The sequence below is a fragment of the Marinobacter sp. G11 genome (assembly GCF_021282325.1).
Lineage (GTDB): Bacteria > Pseudomonadota > Gammaproteobacteria > Pseudomonadales > Oleiphilaceae > Marinobacter > Marinobacter vinifirmus.
Window position 1 is genome coordinate 50,898 of sequence record NZ_JAJSPB010000010.1, and the last position, 18,409, is coordinate 69,306.

16 protein-coding genes and 2 tRNA genes are annotated in these 18,409 nt (G+C 59.6%); 7 read left to right on the forward strand and 11 right to left on the reverse strand.

Translation table 11 applies throughout. The annotated features are described in order from the left end of the window. Positions 1 to 10 precede the first annotated feature (10 nt). From LWH94_RS08620 to LWH94_RS08630, 3 genes are read right to left on the reverse strand one after another with little or no spacing between them, the layout of a single operon-like run. On the reverse strand, positions 11 to 1,174 hold the full coding sequence (locus LWH94_RS08620; protein WP_232901910.1) for a trans-sulfuration enzyme family protein: 1,164 nt from the start codon (positions 1,172 to 1,174) through the stop codon (positions 11 to 13). Between the two features lie 32 nt (positions 1,175 to 1,206). Next, the gene (locus tag LWH94_RS08625) at positions 1,207 to 2,532 is read right to left on the reverse strand and encodes a type II toxin-antitoxin system HipA family toxin (RefSeq protein WP_232901911.1); all 1,326 of its coding nucleotides are present in this window, start codon (positions 2,530 to 2,532) and stop codon (positions 1,207 to 1,209) included. Between the two features lies 1 nt (position 2,533). Then, the gene (locus tag LWH94_RS08630; protein WP_058340113.1) at positions 2,534 to 2,782 is read right to left on the reverse strand and encodes a helix-turn-helix domain-containing protein; all 249 of its coding nucleotides are present in this window, start codon (positions 2,780 to 2,782) and stop codon (positions 2,534 to 2,536) included. 241 nt (positions 2,783 to 3,023) lie between these two features. On the opposite strand from LWH94_RS08630, the gene selD reads away from it, so the two are divergent. Beyond that, complete coding sequence (gene selD / locus LWH94_RS08635; RefSeq protein ID WP_232901912.1) at positions 3,024 to 4,061, forward strand: selenide, water dikinase SelD; 1,038 nt, start codon at positions 3,024 to 3,026, stop codon at positions 4,059 to 4,061. An 89-nt stretch (positions 4,062 to 4,150) separates the two neighbouring features. On the opposite strand, the gene LWH94_RS08640 is transcribed toward selD, so the two are convergent. After that, the gene (locus LWH94_RS08640) at positions 4,151 to 5,329 is read right to left on the reverse strand and encodes a cytochrome P450 (RefSeq protein WP_232901913.1); all 1,179 of its coding nucleotides are present in this window, start codon (positions 5,327 to 5,329) and stop codon (positions 4,151 to 4,153) included. 101 nt (positions 5,330 to 5,430) lie between these two features. Beyond that, the gene (gene rnk / locus LWH94_RS08645; protein ID WP_022988098.1) at positions 5,431 to 5,817 is read right to left on the reverse strand and encodes a nucleoside diphosphate kinase regulator; all 387 of its coding nucleotides are present in this window, start codon (positions 5,815 to 5,817) and stop codon (positions 5,431 to 5,433) included. A 257-nt stretch (positions 5,818 to 6,074) separates the two neighbouring features. Between rnk and LWH94_RS08650 the strand changes: the two genes are divergently transcribed. Next, positions 6,075 to 6,989 carry an AEC family transporter gene (locus tag LWH94_RS08650; RefSeq protein ID WP_232901914.1) on the forward strand — a complete coding sequence of 305 codons (915 nt, stop codon included), beginning with the start codon at positions 6,075 to 6,077 and terminating at the stop codon, positions 6,987 to 6,989. Here the strand turns inward: LWH94_RS08650 and LWH94_RS08655 are convergent. Next, the gene (locus LWH94_RS08655) at positions 6,966 to 7,880 is read right to left on the reverse strand and encodes a zinc ABC transporter substrate-binding protein (RefSeq protein WP_232901915.1); all 915 of its coding nucleotides are present in this window, start codon (positions 7,878 to 7,880) and stop codon (positions 6,966 to 6,968) included. The two genes, LWH94_RS08650 and LWH94_RS08655, sit on opposite strands and share 24 nt — an antisense overlap. A 140-nt stretch (positions 7,881 to 8,020) precedes the next feature. Here LWH94_RS08655 and gltX point away from each other — a divergent pair, with 140 nt between their 5' ends. The 3 genes from gltX (at position 8,021) to LWH94_RS08670 (ending at position 9,777) form a co-directional block, all read left to right on the forward strand. Next, the gene (gltX, locus tag LWH94_RS08660; protein ID WP_232901916.1) at positions 8,021 to 9,502 is read left to right on the forward strand and encodes a glutamate--tRNA ligase; all 1,482 of its coding nucleotides are present in this window, start codon (positions 8,021 to 8,023) and stop codon (positions 9,500 to 9,502) included. Between the two features lie 116 nt (positions 9,503 to 9,618). Further along, a tRNA-Ala gene (locus tag LWH94_RS08665) sits at positions 9,619 to 9,694 on the forward strand. A gap of 7 nt (positions 9,695 to 9,701) precedes the next feature. Then, a tRNA-Glu gene (locus tag LWH94_RS08670) sits at positions 9,702 to 9,777 on the forward strand. A 178-nt stretch (positions 9,778 to 9,955) separates the two neighbouring features. Here LWH94_RS08670 and LWH94_RS08675 read toward each other — a convergent pair. Continuing rightward, complete coding sequence (locus tag LWH94_RS08675) at positions 9,956 to 10,807, reverse strand: 6-carboxytetrahydropterin synthase (protein WP_232901917.1); 852 nt, start codon at positions 10,805 to 10,807, stop codon at positions 9,956 to 9,958. 175 nt (positions 10,808 to 10,982) lie between these two features. Between LWH94_RS08675 and LWH94_RS08680 the strand changes: the two genes are divergently transcribed. Beyond that, entirely contained in the window at positions 10,983 to 11,528 is a 546-nt protein-coding gene (locus LWH94_RS08680; RefSeq protein ID WP_232901918.1) for a nucleotidyltransferase family protein, read from the forward strand. On the opposite strand, the gene LWH94_RS08685 is transcribed toward LWH94_RS08680, so the two are convergent. The 3 genes from LWH94_RS08685 to LWH94_RS08695 all read right to left on the reverse strand — a co-directional run bounded on the left by LWH94_RS08685 (position 11,508) and on the right by LWH94_RS08695 (position 14,476). Beyond that, positions 11,508 to 12,554: a response regulator gene (locus tag LWH94_RS08685; protein WP_232901919.1), complete on the reverse strand. Its 1,047-nt coding sequence runs from the start codon at positions 12,552 to 12,554 to the stop codon at positions 11,508 to 11,510. The two genes, LWH94_RS08680 and LWH94_RS08685, sit on opposite strands and share 21 nt — an antisense overlap. Before the next feature lie 55 nt (positions 12,555 to 12,609). Continuing rightward, positions 12,610 to 13,905, reverse strand: a complete 1,296-nt coding sequence (locus tag LWH94_RS08690; protein WP_232901920.1) for a PEGA domain-containing protein — start codon at positions 13,903 to 13,905, stop codon at positions 12,610 to 12,612. A gap of 115 nt (positions 13,906 to 14,020) precedes the next feature. Further along, complete coding sequence (locus LWH94_RS08695) at positions 14,021 to 14,476, reverse strand: hypothetical protein (RefSeq protein WP_094624247.1); 456 nt, start codon at positions 14,474 to 14,476, stop codon at positions 14,021 to 14,023. A gap of 100 nt (positions 14,477 to 14,576) precedes the next feature. On the opposite strand from LWH94_RS08695, the gene LWH94_RS08700 reads away from it, so the two are divergent. Next, entirely contained in the window at positions 14,577 to 17,501 is a 2,925-nt protein-coding gene (locus tag LWH94_RS08700; protein ID WP_232901921.1) for an insulinase family protein, read from the forward strand. On the opposite strand, the gene ppsR is transcribed toward LWH94_RS08700, so the two are convergent. Next, positions 17,498 to 18,313 carry a posphoenolpyruvate synthetase regulatory kinase/phosphorylase PpsR gene (ppsR, locus tag LWH94_RS08705; RefSeq protein ID WP_058340102.1) on the reverse strand — a complete coding sequence of 272 codons (816 nt, stop codon included), beginning with the start codon at positions 18,311 to 18,313 and terminating at the stop codon, positions 17,498 to 17,500. The two genes, LWH94_RS08700 and ppsR, sit on opposite strands and share 4 nt — an antisense overlap. Positions 18,314 to 18,409 lie beyond the last annotated feature (96 nt).

An 18,409-nucleotide genomic window follows, 5' to 3' on the forward strand; every position in this document is an offset into this window, starting at 1 on the left:
TGACCCCGCATCAGGAAAGGGCCTGGTTGAGGTCGGCGATCAGGTCTTCGGCGTCTTCCAGACCTACGGATAGGCGCAGCATGCCATCGCCGATGCCGCGTTTGAGGCGTTCTTCTCGACTCAGGCCGTGGTGGCTGGTGGCGCTGGGTTGGCTGACCAGGCTTTCGACGCCGCCCAGGCTGGTGGCGAGCAGGAAGATTTTCAGGGAATCTGCCACCTTTTCGGCTGCTTGCTGGCCGCCTTCCACTTCAATGCTGAGCATGCCGCCGAAGCCGGTCATCTGCTGTTGGGCCAGGTCGTGGCCTTCGAAGGAGGGCAGGCCGGGGTAGTGGACCTTGGTGATTTTCGGGTGCTGTTCCATGGCCTCAGCTACCGCCATGGCGTTTTCGTTGTGCTGGCGGATTCGCACCGGCAGGGTTCGGAGGCTGCGGGAGAGCAGGGCGGCGGTTTCCGGGGCGATCAGCTGGCCCAGGTTTTTGCGCCAGGCGGCTACCGGTTTGGCCAGTTCGACTGAGGTCATCAGGGCGCCGGCGGTGATGTCGCTGTGGCCGCTCAGGTATTTGGTGGCGCTGTGCAGTACCAGATCTGCCCCCAGTACCAGCGGTTGCTGGTTGATTGGGCTGGCGAAGGTGTTGTCTACCGCCACCAGGGCGCCGTGTTGGTGGGCGGTTTCTGCGATGGCGTGAATGTCCAGAATGGCCATGTTCGGGTTGGCCGGGGTTTCGAAATACACCAGCTTGCCCGGTTCGCCCAGCTCGTCGGCCAGCCGGTTCTGTTCTTCACGGAACAGGAAGGTGACCGGAATGCCCAGGGCCATGCAGTGATTTTTCAGCAGCTCCTGGGTGCCGCCGTAAAGGTCCCCCACACAGACAATGCCCTTGCGGCCGTGGGCCAGCAAGGTGGCAGAGATTGCTGCCATGCCCGAGCCAAACGCCAGCGCCGCTTCTGCCCGCTCCAGCCCGGCCAGCCCTTGCTCCAGTTCCCGGATGCTCGGGTTGGTGCCCCAGCGGGTGTACAGGTTGCCTTCGCTGCGCCCTTCAATCACATCCAGCAACGCGGCGGTGTTCTCGAACCGGTAGGTGGTGGTGTTGTACACCGGCGAGTAGGGGCTGCCGAACTGATCCTTGTGGCGGCGGTTGTGGATGATGCGGGTGGCGGGGCCTTTGTGGTTCATGGTGGTTCCTGTTTGTGCGGAGGAGATTCGGCTTATCCGTTGAAAGGGATAAAATGATCGGGGTCAGACCCCACTTTCTGGGCTTGTGCTCGAAGGCCGGTGAGAATCGGGTCAGCTACTTTCGCCGGAAATCCATTGGGTAGCCGCGCGTTGACGGATTCGATGACGGCTTCGGTTTGAGCCACCGTTTCTTCCATTATGGCGGCGGCCCGCGTCGGCGAAAAGCCCATGGCCTTTGCAGTTGAGAGAAAGTGCCGGGGAAGCATTCTGGCCCAGTGATAATGCCGGTTTCGGCCTTTAAGAGACATGGCCATCTTAGTGCGTGCCGGTGCCAGGCTTCCTTGAGTCATCAGCGGATAGGCTGAAATGACGTCGTACAGTGGCGTCATGCGGTAAGCCGAGCCGGGTTCAAGGAACAGACTGAAGTTCTTGGCGTGGCCGTCGATGGCCGCCAGAAGCCAGAACACCAGCTGGGTTTTGAAAAGCGTGTCCCGGTCCTGGCTGGCATTCTGCGAGCCTTCAAGAATCTTCATGCATTGGCGAAGACCCGGCCCGCCATCGCTTTCGTATTTCAGCGCGGGCGAAATGCCCAGTGCCTGGCAGAAGTCTTCCTGGGGCAGACGCATCAGCCAGGAACCATCGCTTGACCATTTCCGGTCAAAACGTTCGACAATCAGGATGCTTTGGTTCCCGAAACGCGCCAGGTCTGCGTTGGCGGTTGGCAGGCCGAAGGCTTTGAGAATCTGAAGGCAGAGCCATTCGTTCTCGCTGCTTTCGCGCAGGTCAATGTTGCTGTGTTCGAGAAAACCAATCGGTAGTTTGAAGATGTGGCTGGTGGGCGTCGAACCCAGAGGAAGTTGCCATTGATTCTGGTGCCACAGCAGTGCGGTTTTCTCCTGAGCGCCGGCCAGTGATATGCGGAAATCGTGATCTTTGGCCATACCCAGCGGCGCATCCTGATAGCCTGCCAGAAGGTTCTCGATGTCCCGGTTGTTCAGCGGCCTGGCCCTGGTTTGTGTAACGTCAGGCAGCACCATGCCATTGGGGTATAGCTGAATGGCCCCAATGCAGTCCCTGCCCACGCTGGCAAGGAGATCGAAGGCGTGACTGCTGGCAACACGAAAGCGAGCTTGCATGCGGGCTCGAAGGGTATCGGAATCCGGCAGCAGGTTGTCGAAGAAGTTATAGACTTTCTCACCCTTGTAGGGTGCAAGTGTGAGCTGCAAGGATAACGAGATAGCCCGCGCGCCAGGCCGGTTTACCCAATCTTTCAGGTACTGAAAAGTCATCGCGCCGGAGCGGGCCTTTTTAAGAATGCCAACCTCAATTCCGTTGAGCGCTACCAGGAGTTGTGACATCTCACCACTCCTGGTCCCAGCCAGCCTCGGCATTTTTTGTATCGCGCTCGCTCAGGTGCAGCTCCAGATCGAGGGAGGTAAGCAGCTTGAACAGCGTTTCAACCCGAGACGCCTCCGGCTTGTTCTCGAAGCCAGATAGGGTCGCCTGCTTCAGGCCAACGTTATCAGCAACCACGCTCTGGCTGAGCTGACGCTCCTTCCTGATGTTCTTCAATGCCTGCGCCAGCATTTCAGGTGATGTGATTCTCACACTTATCCCCTTAAGCGGATTTTCTCAACCATATACCCTGTAGGGGATAAAGTCCATTTATCCTCTTGTCGGGATAAAAAGTTCGGGGTCAGACCCCGATGGCGAGGATTATCCGCTTTGGCGGATAAAATTTGAGGGGTCTGACCCCGGTGGTTTTATTGGCCGGGGAGTAGGCCGCATTGTAGACTGTTGCGTATTGAGAGGATAACCAAGTTGCTTCAACCCAAAGAAGGAAGACGCTTTGTCTATCAAGTTGACTGAATTCAGCCACGGCGCGGGCTGTGGTTGCAAGATTGCGCCGGATGTTCTGGACCGGATTCTGCACACCGATATGCCGGATTTTCATGATCCGAAACTGCTGGTGGGTAACAGCAGCCGGGATGATGCCGCGGTGGCGGATATCGGTAACGGGATTGGCGTGATCAGTACCACCGATTTCTTTATGCCGGTGGTGGATGATCCGTACGATTTCGGCCGGATTGCGGCGGCGAATGCCATCAGTGATGTGTACGCCATGGGCGGTAAGCCGGTGATGGCGATTGCGATTCTGGGCTGGCCGGTGAATGAGCTGGCGCCGGAGATTGCCGCGCAGGTGATTGATGGCGGCCGTGCCGTGTGCGCCGAGGCAGGCATTGCACTGGCCGGTGGCCACAGTATTGATTCGCCAGAGCCGATTTTCGGGCTGGCGGTGACCGGCCAGGTGGCGGTAGACCGCATTATCCGCAACGACACCGCCAAGGCGGGTGACCTGCTGTATCTGACCAAGCCGCTGGGCGTGGGCATTCTGACCAGTGCCTCCAAGAAGGGCAAGGTAACGCCGGAAGACCTGGCCGTCGCGGTGCAGAACATGTCGACCCTGAACAAGGTGGGCGAGGTGTTCGCACAGCTTGATGGCGTGAATGCGATGACCGACGTAACCGGTTTCGGCCTGGCTGGCCACCTGCTGGAAATCTGCCGGGGCAGTGGCCTGAAGGCTACCGTCAGCCGCAAGGCGATTCCGACCCTGCCAAACCTGCAGCCGTACATTGATGCCGACTGCATTCCGGGCGGCACCCACCGCAACGCGGCAGCGTTCGGCAAGGCGATCTCCGGCATGACCGAGGCCGACAAGCTGCTGTTCTGCGATCCGCAAACCAGTGGCGGTCTGATGGTGAGCGTGGCGGAAAGCAGCCGCGAAGCCTTCGAAGCCAAGGCTCGCGAGCAGGGGCTGGAGCTTCAGCCGCTGGGTCGCCTGGAAGCGACCGGTTCCGAAGAGAGCCTGGTGTTCATCGAAGACTGATCGCACCCGCAATCAAAAAGCCGCGCCTGGTACCAAACCCGGCGCGGCTTTTTTGTATTCGGGGTCAGACCCCGAATACATTTGGTGGGTCAAAATGTACCGGGGGTCTGACCCCCATGGAAGATCAGGGGCAGGTGGTTGAAGCCGCCGGTGGGGAACATGGCGCGTTCTGGTTGTTCGCCTTCTGTGCTGTCCACGGCGGCTATCTGTTTCAGGAATTCTTCCATGAATACCTGCAGCTCCATGCGGGCCAGGGGGGCGCCGGGGCATACGTGGATGCCGGCGCCGTAGAGCAGGTTTTTGCTGGCGTTCTGGTGCGGGCAGTAGCTGTCCGGGTTGCCGAATTCGGCTTCGTCCCGGTTGGCGGAGGCCCAGAGGATGGTGATTTTCTCGCCGGCCGGAATGGTGCGGCCGCCGATTTCGACTTCGCGGGTGGTTACCCGGCGGTTGGAGATCAGCGGGGCATCCATGCGCAGGATTTCGTCGATGGCTTCGGGCAGCAGCTCCGGTGCGGCTTTCAGGTCGGCCATTAAAGCCGGGTGCCGGGCCAGGTAGTTCAGCAGTATGGAGACGGAGGCCGAGATAGTGGCCAGTTCGCCCACGGTCCAGTTGCGCATCAGACTGACCAGTTCGTCATCGGTCATGGGCTTGCCGTTTACCTGTTCACGCATCAGCGAGGTGGTGACGTCGTCCGGAGCCTGGTCGCCGGCCTGGCGGCGGGTTTCAAGCATGTCGGTAATGTAGCCGTCGAATTCCTGGGCCACAGCGGCCATAGCATCGCGGTCCCGGGCGAGGGTGGCGCGGTGGTTCTTGCGTACCCATTCCGCCAGGGGTTCGTGCAGGCGCTCGGGCCAGCCCATGAAGGCGCACTGGATATGCAGGGCGAAGGGGCGGCTGAGGGCATCGACCACATCCACGGTTTCCCCCTTGGCCAACTGGCTTACCAGCCCACGGGCAATCTCACGGCAAATTGGTTCGAACCGGGCCATGGGTTCCGGGGCGAAGTAGGGTTCGATCACTTTGCGATAGGGGGTGTGCTCGGGCGGGTCCATGCCGTTGGGAACGGACAGGTGGGCAGACACGGCGTTGCTGAAGGTGTCGTGGTCTTCCAGTACGGCCATCACGTCTGCATGGCGGAACAGCGTCCATTGCTGGTAATCGCTCCAGGCCACGGGGCAGCGTTCGCGCATGTCGTCGTACGCGCGGATCTGGTCTTTCTGTACGCTGGCGGCTCTTGGGTCCCAGTCTTCGTGGCGCTTTTCGGTCATACGGCCTCCTGATAGTCTCGTTAGCTTGCTTTCAGGCTAACACCGGAGGCCGCTGGCCATTTGGAGAAATGTCAATTTATGACATTTGTAAAGGAAATTGCTTATGCGCCGCGGGTAACGCTCACCACCTTCAGGTGGATGGGCTTGCGGCCTTTCATGGGCCATTCGATGCTGTCGCCGATGCTCAGGCCCAGCATGGCGGCACCGGCCGGGGCCAGGATGGAAACCTTGTGGTCTGCATCGCCCACTTCGTGGGGGTAAACCAGCATCATTTCGTGTTCTTTGCCGGCGTCTTCATCCACAAAGCGCACCAGCGAGTTCATGGTGACCACGCCTTCGGGCATTTCGGCCAGGGGCACGAGGTCTGCCCGGCTGAGTTCGTCTTCCAGGCCGTCGGCGACGTCGGACTTGCCGGCCATGCGCTCGAGCAGGGTGCTCAGGCGGTTGTAATCTTCTTCGGCAACAGTAATAGAGGGTAATTCAGACATAGAAATCTCCGGAAAAATGGTTCAACAATGTTTGGTTTTAAGCGCTGAATCCGGAAGGGGTGTAAGGTGGATTCAGCGAAATCAGAGGCGGATAGCAGCCCTGCCGGTGTTCGCAGAGGAAGACCGCAGTGCCAAAGAGGATGTGTGAATACAGGAAATCTGGCTGTTCACGTTGTTCGAATCAGTCCGTTATAGGATGCTATAGGCTGAATCTAACCCCCAAAGAGCAAAATGGCAACGGTTAAAAGGATGATGGCATGCCGGTAGTTGTACAGGCCCTGTTTCCGGTTTTCGTATTGATCATGTTGGGCCATGTTTTACGGCGGCTGAACTTCCCGGGCGGGGATTTCTGGCCCGAGGCGGAGCGGTTCACCTATTACATCCTTTTCCCGGCCATGCTGGTGTTCAAGCTGGGGCAGGCCAGGTTGCCGGCCTCGGCCTATGCCGACACCGCGTTGCTGATTGTGGCCATGCTACTGGCGATGACGGCCGTGCTGGTGGCGGTTCAGCTGTTCTGGCGCTGGAGCGGGCCGGTATTTTCCTCGGTGTATCAGGGCGCTATTCGCTTTAACTCCTATGTGGGCCTGGCGGCGGGCGGAATGCTGCTGGGGGACGACGGGCTGTCGCTGACGGCCATCGCGGTGGCCATTATGGTGCCGTTGCTGAACCTGCTGTGCATTCTGATGTTCTCGCTGGTGGCGGGGCAGGACAAGGTCAGCGTGGTTCAGGTGTTGCGGGCGATTGTGACCAACCCGCTGATTGTCGGCTCGGTGCTGGGGGTATTTTGGAGCTGGTTCCAGATCGGTTTCCATCCGCTGCTGGCGGGTATTCTGGCACCCCTGAGTAACCTGGCGCTGCCCATGGGGCTGATGACGGTGGGGGCAGGGTTGCAGTTGAGCGCCTTGCGGGGTGCTTCGGCGCCGTTCCTGGTGTCGTCGGGGTTGAAGCTGCTGGCCTTCCCCACCATGGTGGTGGGGCTGGCCTGGGCGCTGGGGCTGAGTGGTTTGTTGGTGCAGGTGGCGGTGTTGCTGGCAGCGTTGCCTACCGCCACCTCGGCCTACATCCTGGCACGCCAGCTGGGCGGTGATGCGCCGCTGATGGCGGGTATCATCAGCGGGCAGACCTTGCTGGCGATGGTCACCATTCCGTTAATGCTGAGCCTGTTCTGGTAGGCATTCCAGTACAGCGTCCGCAATGGATTGCTGGAACTGGATGTAGCCTTCGCTGGTCGATTCGATATCGGTGGCCAGCGGGTCCCAGGTGCTGAAGGTCACGTCCAGGCCTTCGGTGATGGAACGCCACCACTGGCGGTTGAACTGGGGTTCGGTCAGCAGGCACGGCTGGTTGGCCTGGCGCAGTTTGTCCTGCACTTCGGCAATATGCCGGGCGCCGGGGGACAGCTCCGGGTTCAGGGTGAGCACGCCATCCAGCTGCAGTTCATAGTGTTCGGCAAAGCGTTCAAAGGCGCTGTGGTAGGCAAACAGGCTGATGCTGTGAAGCGGTGCCAGGCTGGCTTTGATGTCCCGTTCTGCCGCATTCAGGTCTTGCTCGAACCGGGCCAGGTTGGCGTCCAGTTCTTCTTTCTTCATATCCTCCAGCGTGACCAGCTTGGCGTGGATGTCCCGTGCCATGTTCAGGGCCAGTTGCGGGTCTGTCCAGATGTGCGGGTCTTCGCCGTCTCCGTGGTCGTGCGCATGGCCGTGGTCATCGTGTTCTTCTTCGTGATGCTCGTCTTCGCCTTCCGGCACGTCGGTAAAGGCCACCACCCTGCCGTCGAATTCATGGCCACCGAGCAGGCGGTTGAGGAAGGTTTCCATCTCCGGCCCAACCCAGAAGATGGCGTCGGCCTGTTCCAGGGCACGGCGCTGGGAGGGTTTCATGGTGTAGTTGTGGGGGCTGGAGCCGGCAGGTACCAGGGTTGAAACCTGCACACTGTCGCCGGCTACCGCTTTCACCAGCAGTTCCAGTGGCTTGATGGAGGTAACAACGTTGGCGGCAGAGGTCGGAAAGGCGGTAACGGCCGCGGCCATGCCAAGGGCGAGAGAGAGGGTGCTGCGTTTCATGGTACTGAATCCTGATGATGTCCTGAAACGTTATAATATTACATTAGCGGCAGTTGGTGCAAAGCCGATCATGCGAAACCGCCCCATGGCCGCTATAATGCGCCCTTTATAAATCGGCCACTTATTTTCAGGATGGTTTCATGACAGTACGCACCCGAATTGCCCCGTCGCCCACTGGCGATCCACACGTTGGTACCGCCTACGTGGCCTTGTTCAACCTGTGTTTTGCACGCCAGCACGGTGGCCAGTTCATTCTGCGCATTGAAGACACGGACCAGGCCCGCAGCACGGCGGAATCCGAGCAGGATATCCTCAAGGCCTTGCGCTGGCTGGGCCTGAACTGGGATGAAGGCCCCGATGTGGGCGGCCCCCACGGCCCTTATCGCCAGTCTGAGCGTAAGCACATGTACGGCCAGTATGCAGAAGACCTGGTTACCGCCGGCCATGCCTTCTATTGCTTCCGCACCCCGGAAGAACTGGACGCCATCCGCGAAGAGCGCAAGGCCCAGGGCCTGAACCCGGGTATCAAGGGTGACCTGGAATTGCCGGCAGACGAAGTGAAGCGCCGCCTGGATGCCGGCGAGTCTTACGTTATCCGCATGAAGGTGCCGGATGAAGGTGTGTGCGAGATCCAGGACATGCTCCGGGGCACCATCGAAATTGACTGGGCCCAGGTGGACTGCCAGATCCTGCTGAAATCCGACGGCATGCCTACCTACCACCTGGCCAACGTGGTGGATGACCATTTGATGGGCATTACCCATGTGTTGCGGGGTGAGGAGTGGATCAACTCCGCGCCCAAGCACAAGCTGCTGTACCAGTACTTTGGCTGGGACATGCCGGAGCTTTGCCACCTGCCGCTGCTGCGTAACCCGGACAAGAGCAAGCTGTCGAAGCGCAAGAACCCCACCAGCATCAACTTTTACGAGCGCATGGGCTTTTTGCCGGAGGCGGTCACCAACTATCTGGGCCGAATGGGCTGGTCCATGCCGGACGAGCGCGAGAAGTTCACCCTGGATGAGATGATCGAGAACTTCGATATCCAGCGCGTGTCCCTCGGTGGCCCGGTGTTTGATGTGGAGAAGCTGCGCTGGCTGAACGGCCAGTGGATTCGCGATGAGCTGAGCGACGAGCAGTTCATGGAGCGGATGTATCAGTGGTGGTTCAACCGTGATGACCTGCAAGCGCTGGTGCCGCACATCAAGGGCAGGGCAGAGGTGTTCTCTGACGTTGCCCCCATGGCCCAGTTCATGTTCAGCGGCATGCTGAACCTGAAGCCGGAAGACTTCGCCCACAACAAGCTGGAAGAAGCCCAGGTCAAGCGGGTGCTGCAGTTCACCCTGTGGAAGCTGGAGGCCCAGCGCCACTGGAGCAAGGAAACCATCTTTGCCGACATCAAGGCCCTGGCCAAGGCCATGGACCTGAAGATGGGGGATTTCATGTTCTCGATCTTCGTGGCCATTGCCGGAACGCCCAATTCCTGGTCGGTAATGGACTCCATGGCCCTGCTTGGCCCGGACATGACCCGCGCCCGTTTGCGCACCGCGCTGGACGTAATGGGTGGTTTCTCCAAGAAAGAAACCAAGAAAGTAGAGAAAGAATACGCCGCTCTGGATATTTAATAAGCGGTTTGTGGGTTAATTGAACGATGTGAACAGGGATGTTCAAAAAACTTTAAAAAAAGCGTTTTCAAGTGTTGACGCCCCCGGGGCGGATCCTTAATATACGCATCCGTTGAGGGGCCATAGCTCAGCTGGGAGAGCGCAACACTGGCAGTGTTGAGGTCAGCGGTTCGATCCCGCTTGGCTCCACCAATTTCTAGTCCCCTTCGTCTAGTGGCCTAGGACTCCGCCCTTTCACGGCGGCAACAGGGGTTCGAACCCCCTAGGGGACGCCAATACGGCTTGACGGTTTAGTCCACCGGATAGCCATCAAAAAAACCGCCTTCGGGCGGTTTTTTTGTGTCCGGACCAGGGGTCAGACTCCCCAACGGGGGTCTGACCCCTTATAGCTCGGAGAATGGGGGTCAGACCCCCGTTGGGGAGTCTGACCCCTGGGGGCTGCCCCCTGGTCCCCTAGCGGGCAGCAATCGCTCCCTTGCCCACGCCTTCATAAGCCTTCACCCGAATCTCGTCTTCCGGAAACTCTGCCTTCAGCGTGTCGGCAATATGCGCGGCAATCAGCTCTACGGTGGTGTCGGTATCCAGCATGTACACGCGGCTTTCCGGCAGGGTGAGGGCGAATTCGCCCTGGTTGGCTTCGTATTCGAAGGTGATGTACGCCGCGCCGTCGTCGCCTACAAAGCGGCGGGTTACGTCTTCTTCGGTGCCTACGTAGATATCCTTCCACAGTTTGGCCCAGCGGTTTTCCAGGTCGTAGTCCCGGTGGTCGTTGCGGTCGATGCGGATGGGGGAGCGGTGGCCGTGGGCGATGCGCTGGCAGTTGCCCAGGTGTTTCTTCAGGCCGTGTACGTAGTGGTAGTAAGCGCCTTCAATCACGTCTTCCCGCAGGTTGATTTCCACGGAGGTGACGTTGCCGGGCAGCACTGCCATCAGTTCTTTTTCCAGCAGGGCGGCTACGGCCGAGGGGACTACCCGGTCTGAGGACAGCCACACCACGGCTTCATCCGGTGAGCGGTGTTCGATGCGGCTGCCGTCGGTCAGGTCCCATATAAAGGTGTCCGGGGTTTCTTCGTTCCAGTGCAGGCCTTCATAGCCACGGGGGATCACCAGGCGGTGGTCTACCCGCTCGTCGATCACCCGTTTGATGGTGCGTTTGACCAGGCTGAAATCGAACACCATGCCCTGATCGTCCAGTTCGCCGCCCAGAACCACGTCTGCAATCCAGCTTTCACCCACAAGGCCCCGGCTTGGGTCCAGGTAGGCGAAGTCAATCACGGTGAGGTTGTCGACAAAGAGGTGGTTCATGAATGGTCCGGCTGATTTGGTTGCATGGTGGCGGAATTCTAGCAAAAATCGCGGGATTCAGCAGTTTACTGCAGCTATCCACGCTATTAAGGAATCCGGCATCTTAACCATCAACCCTTGTTCTCACGATCAGCAGTTTCCGGCATTGGTGCTGGCGGCGGGCCATGCCTCCCGAATGGGGCATTACAAACAGTTGTTGCGGGTTCCTGGGCGCGGCACGTTACTGGACAACGCCATTGGCCAGGCCCGGCAGTTGTCGGCGCAGGTTACCGTGGTGGCTGGTGCGGGTTATCCGCTGGTGCGTTTTCGCTGCCACAGGCAGCCGGCAAGCTGGATTGTGTGCGACAACTGGCAGGCCGGGCTGGCGGAATCCCTGAAGGCGGGTGTGGCCGCCCTGGGGCCGCGGGTATTGGGCGTGTTTGTGGTGTTGGGGGATCAGCCGTTATTGGATGTGGGCGGCCTGAAGCAGCTGGCCCGGCAGGCCCGGGATAACCCGGAAAAAGCCCTGGGCGCCAGTTACGGGCGCAGAACGGGAGTGCCGGCGTGGATTCCGAGGGCCCTTTGGCCGCAGGTATTTCAGCTGGAAGGGGATGCCGGAGCGGGTGTTATCCTGAACCGTGCGGGAGCCGGACGGGTAGAGATTGCCGGGGTGCAACAGGATGTCGACACCCCCGGCGACTGGCGTCAGGTACGTGCGGTGTTAAGCACCGAACAGGCCTGACAGCCAGGCGATACCCACACTGAAAATGCCGAGGCTCACGGCCAGGCCCAGCGTGTACATGCGGGAGTTGGCGGAGCGCTGCTGCGAGACGTACAGGTCGATGGTGCGCTGGGCGATGTCTTCCGCGGTTTCCCGGGAGATTTCGTGGGCCTGCTGAATGGCTTCAGACTGCAGGGTTTGCCAGAACTCGGTGTCGATGGTCTGCACATTGGTGATGTGGTCTTTCAGCTCGGCCAGGTGATCGGGGGTAAAGCCGGCGGTTTTCGAGAGTTCTTTCTTCAGGGCCGACAGTTCCCGGCCCAGGTTGATGTTCACCTCGGCGGCTACGTCGTCCCGCAGGTTGCGGGTGCGCTCGTCGACCATCGCGGTGAGAGTGTTCAGGCGTTCTTCCAGCTCCGCCTCCTGCTTGCTCCGGGAGTCGTCCAGGGCCCGTTTCAAGTGGTCGTACTGTTCATCAAACAGGTCACTCAGCAGTTCGTGCAGGCGGTTGTTGATGTGGGTTTTTACGGCGGAACGGGAAATCTGTTCGATCAGATTGCTGGTCAGCGGCACCACATCGGCGCCGGCGTGGCCGTTCAGGTTGATCTCGGATTTCGGCTCGACCTCGGCGGATTCCATCTCGGCTGGCGGCTCCGGCAGGGTGCCGTGCTCTACGTCGTTGGCCAGCTCCTGCAGGGCGAGCTCCAGACGCTCGGTCTGGGGCGGCTTGGTGAGGATGCTGTAGATGCCGAAGTTCCTGGCTTCTTCCGTGAAATCGGAGGATTTCTTGGAGGTGCACATGATAATCGGAATGCCGGCGGTGTCCGGGTTGCCCTTGATGGCCTTGGTGGCCTCTACGCCGTTCATGCCGGGCATCAGGTGATCCATGAAGATCACATCCGGGCGGCCGTTGTTTTTCAGGAAGTCCAGGGCTTCCTCGGCAGAGCTTGCCATGTTCACTTCCATGTCACGACTCTCGAGCAGTTTGCTGAGGGCAAACCGGGCTACCTTGGAGTCGTCCACAAGCAGAGCATTCTTGATTGGCATGTCACTTCCTCAACCTGTTACTGCTGACGCGTGGGTGCTGCGACCGGGTTTTTGATTACCAGCCTTCCAGTTGCGGGCACTGGGTGGCCCGATAGCTTTTTTCCCGATAACACACACCGGGTTCCGTTGAGCGGGCGGTAAATATTTCGCCGGCTGCGGTTGTCAGGCGAACCTGTCCGTAGGGTTCACCGTGGCGGAAAGTGGCTTCGATGGAGCTTCCGTTGGGGTTGCGCAGCAGCCCCTTGCCATGGAATTTTCCTTCCATGTATTGCCCATCGTATTTCTTCCCGTCTGCAAAAATTTCTGTGCCCTGGCCGTGGAATTCACCATTGGAGAATTCGCCTTCATAGGTGCGGCCATCGGGGTAGGTGAGTGCGCCCTGGCCGTGGAACTCGCCATTGCGGAAGCCGCCCACATAAAGCATACCGCCGGTGGTGGTCAGGGAGCCCTGTCCGTGCAGGTTGCCCTGGGCCCAGTTGCCGGTCAGGGTATCGCCGTTGGCCCGGGCCAGGGTGCCCTTGCCGTGGAATTCGTTGCGTTCGAAAAGGCCGTTGTAGCGGCTGCCATCCGGATACCAGGCGGTGCCTTCACCGTGGAACTTGCCATCGATAAAGTGGCCTTGGTAACGCAGGCCGGTATCGTCTTCGTATGTGCCATCGCCGGTTTTAACACCACCCAGCCACTGGCCGTTGCGGAATTCTACGCGGGTGAGTTCTTCGAGCTGGCCAACCAGGGTCATCTGCTGGCCGGCTTTCAGGGCCACCGAATTGGTCCAGGGCTGGTAGCCGGGCTTGGCAATGGTGACGTCGTAACGGCCGGGGTCCAGTTCCAGATCCAGGCGGGTGGCGCCATAGTTGCGGCCGTTAATGGTGACCACATCGCCCACCACGTTGGAGCGCAGTACCAGCTTGCCGGTGGTGGCCGGTTCGGGCTCCGGGGCAGGTTTGGCGGCAGTTTCGGGTTCGGCCTTTGGTGCCGGCGTGGCAGCCGGGGCTGAGATTGCAACTACGGGCTCGGCCATGGCAAGCATTTCCGGCTCTTCGGCCATGGGTTCAACCGAGAAGGGTTCGGCAATCAGGGGCTGTTCGGGTTCCGGGGCCGGCTCGGGTTGAACCTGCGGGGCAGGCTCTGGTTCGGGCTCAGGTTCGGGTTCTGCATCGGCAAACACCGGTTCCGGGGTTTCGGCGGGCTCCGGGCCTGGCTCTGCACTGGCTTTGGTAATGACGGCTTCCACCTCGGGCGCCTGGGCTACAGGCAGGGTGATGTCTTTGCGTACCGAGGCAAATCCGGCGGTAACCAGCAGCATTAGGGCAAGCGCGTTGATGAACAGCAGTGGTCTGAAATCGACCATGATGAAACCTCGTGATCCATACGTTCCGGATGCTTTTGTTATGGTTTCATCTTAACCACTGTGTGCAACGTTATGTAACAGAAACCGCCTGTAGTTGGTCAGAATGCTGGCCAAATCACACTTTGTCCGGAAGCGGGTCATGGTTAACCTGCTCCCACGCCTTCATGTACACATCGGCTTCATATTCATAGGGTGACCGGAACGGGGTCAGAACGAAGTCGAACACCAGGAAAAAGCTGCCGATGGACAGCCAGGCGATGGTCAGGGTGCTCAGGGTGGTGGCCTGTTGTTCCGGGTTGGAGGCAACGAACTCCTGCAGCATGGGGATCAGGCTGTTGGCCATAACCACCGGGTTGAAGCTGGACAGTACAAAGGGCAGCCAGAAGGCGATCACCACGGGGAAGAAACCGTAACACCACAGGGCGCGGCGCAGCAGGTAGAGGGCAACTTCCTTGCGAAACTGCTGTCTGAGTTCCGGTGTTTTGCGGATCTGCTCCAGGTACCGGCGGCGTTCGGCCCACCAGGCGGCTACTTCAGGAGAGTCTATGTGCTTCTGGGTATGGTCTGTCATAAATCGGCAGGCTACCTTGTTGAGTCCGTTCCGTGCATCATATCCGATAGTACGTGTTACCCTGTAATTCTCCAATTGTTCAATACACAGGATCGTTTTAATGGCTGCAGCGACAGACAACGCAATCCATCCGGCTTTCGAGAAAATTCGCAGTCACCGGATTGGCACCCTTAACCTGGAGGTTGAGGAGTATCGCCACAAGAAAACCGGTGCCCGCCATCTTCACCTGGCGGCAGATAACGACGAGAACGTGTTTTTCGTAGCCCTGCGTACCTTCCCGATGGACTCCACCGGTGTTGCGCACATTCTCGAGCATACGGCACTGTGCGGCAGTGAGCGTTATCCCGTTCGCGACCCGTTTTTCATGATGATCCGGCGTTCCCTGAACACCTTTATGAACGCCTTTACCAGCAGCGACTGGACCGCCTACCCGTTCGCCAGCATGAACCGCAAGGACTTCGACAACCTGTTGTCGGTGTACCTGGATTCGGTGTTCTTCTCCAAGCTCGACCCGCTGGACTTTGCCCAGGAAGGCCATCGCCTGGAGTTCGACAAGCCGGACGACCCGTCCAGCGACCTGGTGTACCGGGGCGTGGTCTATAACGAAATGAAGGGGGCCATGAGTGCGCCCACTTCCCAGCTGTGGCAGAACCTGACCAGCCACCTGTTCCCGACGACCACCTACCACTACAACAGTGGCGGTGAGCCGGACCACATCGTAGACCTGAGCTACGATGACCTGGTGAAGTTCTACAAGCACCATTACCACCCGAGCAACGCGATTTTTGCCACCTACGGCAACATTCCCGCCTGTGAGCACCACGAGAAATTCGAAGAGCTGGCCCTGAAGCAGTTCGACAAGCTGGACATCGAGCTGCCGGTGCGGGACGAAAAGCGCATGTTCGCCCCTATGCGGGTGGAGCAGGGCTATGCGGTGAATGATGGCGAAGGCACCGAGAACAAAACCCACATTGTGATGGGCTGGTTGCTGGGCCACAGCTTTGACCTGCAGGAAAACCTGGAAGGCCAGCTGCTGTCTTCCGTCTTGCTGGAAAACAGTGCATCACCGCTGATGCGGGCACTGGAAACCACCGATCTGGGCCACGCGCCATCGCCCATGTGCGGGCTGGAAGATTCCAACCGGGAAATGACCTTTGTGTGCGGTATTGAAGGCAGTGAGCCGGAGCGCCGTGCCGAGCTGGAGCAGCTGGTGGAGTCCACCTTGCAGAAGGTGGTCGACGAAGGCATCAGCCAGGAGCGGCTGGAAGCCATTCTGCACCAGTTGGAACTGCATCAGCGGGAGATCGCTGGCGACAGCTTCCCCTATGGTTTGCAGCTGATCATGCACGCGATTTCACCCATGGTGCACGGCGGGGATCCGGTGGAGCTGCTGGACCTTGAGCCGGTACTGGCTACCCTGCGTGAAAAGATCAAAGACCCGGACTACGTGCCAGGCCTGATTCGTCGCAAACTGTTGGATAACCCGCACCGGGTAACCCTGACCCTGCGCCCGGACGAAAACCTGGAAAGCCAGCATCAGAAGGCGATCCGGGAAACCCTGGCCAGGCGCAAGGCCAGCCTGAGCGAAGAGGAAGTGCAGCAGATTGTCGAGCGGGCACAGGCGCTGGAAGAGCGCCAGCTGCGCAAAGACGACGATTCCATTCTGCCGAAGGTAGGGCTGGACGATGTGCCCCTGCAGATGCCGGAGCCAGTCGGCAGTTACGATGCTGAAATTGGCGCTACGGTGTATGCCCGCGGCACCAACGGCCTGGTGTACCAGCAGGTTGTGCTGCCACTTCCGGCCCTGAGCAAAGACGAACTGCTGCTGTTGCCTTACTACACCACCCTGATTTCCGAACTGGGTTGTGGCGACCTGGATTACCTGCAGATGCAGGATCGTATTTCCGCGGAATCCGGCGGCATTGGCGCATCCTTTACCGCCAAGGGCCGGATTGACGATGTACAGGCTATGTCCGGCTACCTGATCTTCAGCGGCAAGGCACTGGCCCGCAACAGTGCGGCGCTGACCCGTCTGCTGAAAGATGTGTATACCGGTGTGCGGTTTGACGAGCACGATCGCATTCGCGAAATCGTGGCCCAGGCCCGTGCCCGCCGCGAACAGGCGGTCACCGGCAGTGGCCACGCACTGGCTATGGGTGCTGCCGCCCAGGGTCTGAGCGCCGGCGCCTGGCTGACGTTCCGGTTGGGTGGCCTGGAAGGGATTCGGGGCACCAAGGCCCTGGACAAGTCTTTGAAAGACGAACAGGCCCTGAAGGATTTCTGTGCCAGCCTGGCCGCGCTGCATGACAAGATTCGCAACCAGGGTCGCCAGTTCCTGCTGATTGGCGAAGATGGCCAGCTGGCGCCTATGCTGGACGAGCTGAAAGCTTGTTGGCAGAACGACAGCGGTGAAACCAGCGAAAGCTGGAGCATGGAGCCGGTGAACTACAACACCCGCGAAGCCTGGCTGACCTCTACCCAGGTGAACTTCTGCGCCAAGGCCTACAGCACTGTTGCCGTGGACCATCCGGATGCAGCAGCGCTGACGGTACTGGGTGGCTTCCTGCGTAACGGTTACCTGCACCGGGCTATTCGTGAGAAGGGCGGCGCCTACGGTGGTGGTTCCGGGCAGGACAGTGTGAACGGTGTGTTCCGGTTCTTCTCGTACCGCGATCCACGCCTGGCGGAAACCCTGGACGATTTCGATGCGGCGCTCGAGTGGCTGCGCACCGAACAGCATGATCACCAATCCCTGGAAGAAGCTATTCTGGGCGTGATCGGCCAGCTTGACCGGCCCCGTTCTCCGGCCGGCGCTGCCCGCCATGCGTTCCATAATGGCTTGTTTGGCCGGTCACCAGAGCAGCGCGCCCGGTTCCGGGAACGGGTGCTGGGCGTGACAATGGATGAGCTGCGCCGGGTGGCAGACACCTGGCTGAAGCCGGAAAACGCCAGCGTGGCGGTAGTCACCAGCCCGGACAACCGGGAAGTTGCCGAAGGGCTGGGGCTGGCTATCCAGGAGCTTTAACGGTGACGTTTCAACCCGGTGGTTACCATAATCCGGGTTGAAATCTCTTCCACCGAGTAGGCTGTGGTGTTCAGGTAGGGGATGCGTTCCCGCTTGTACATCAGCTCGATTTCTTCGATTTCGTGCATGCACTGCTGGATGGACGAGTACCGGGAATTGGGCCGCCGTTCGTTACGGATGGTGGCCAGGCGGTCCGGGTCGATGGTCAGGCCGAACAGCTTTTCTTTATGGGGCCGCAGGGCCGCCGGCATTTTCTGGTCGTCCAGGTCTTCTTCGGTGATCGGATAGTTGGCGGCTTTGATGCCGTACTGCAGGGCTAGGTATAGGCAGGTAGGCGTTTTGCCGCTGCGGGACGCGCCTACCAGGATCAGGTCTGCTTCGTCGTAGTGGCGGGTGCGGGCGCCGTCGTCGTTATCCAGTGCAAAGTTGACTGCATGGATGCGCCGCTCGTAGCTGCCTTCGTTGTTGATGGAGTGGGACTTGCCCACCGAGTAAGAGGACGACGAACTCAGTTCCTGCTCCAGCGGGCTCAGGAAGGTGCCGAAGATATCGATCATGAAGCCTTCGGCATCGCTGATAATCTCGCGGATGGTGCTGTTCACAATGGTGTCGAACACCAGGGGCCGTTCGCCATCCACTTCAGCGGCCTTGTTGATGCGGATGACCATCTCGCGGGCTTTGTCTTCGTCATCAATATAGGGCACGGTTACCCGTTCGAAATCGATTTTTTCAAACTGTGCCAACAGCGCGTGGCCCAGTGCTTCGGCGGTCAGCCCTGTGCCGTCCGAGATAAAAAAAGCCGTTCTTTTCATGATTTCTTTCCGTTCAGTTTTAGGCTAGTCCCTAGGTAATTCCCGCAGCTTACAGTATCATAGCCGCCATATTCGAGACTCCGCGCCACACAGACT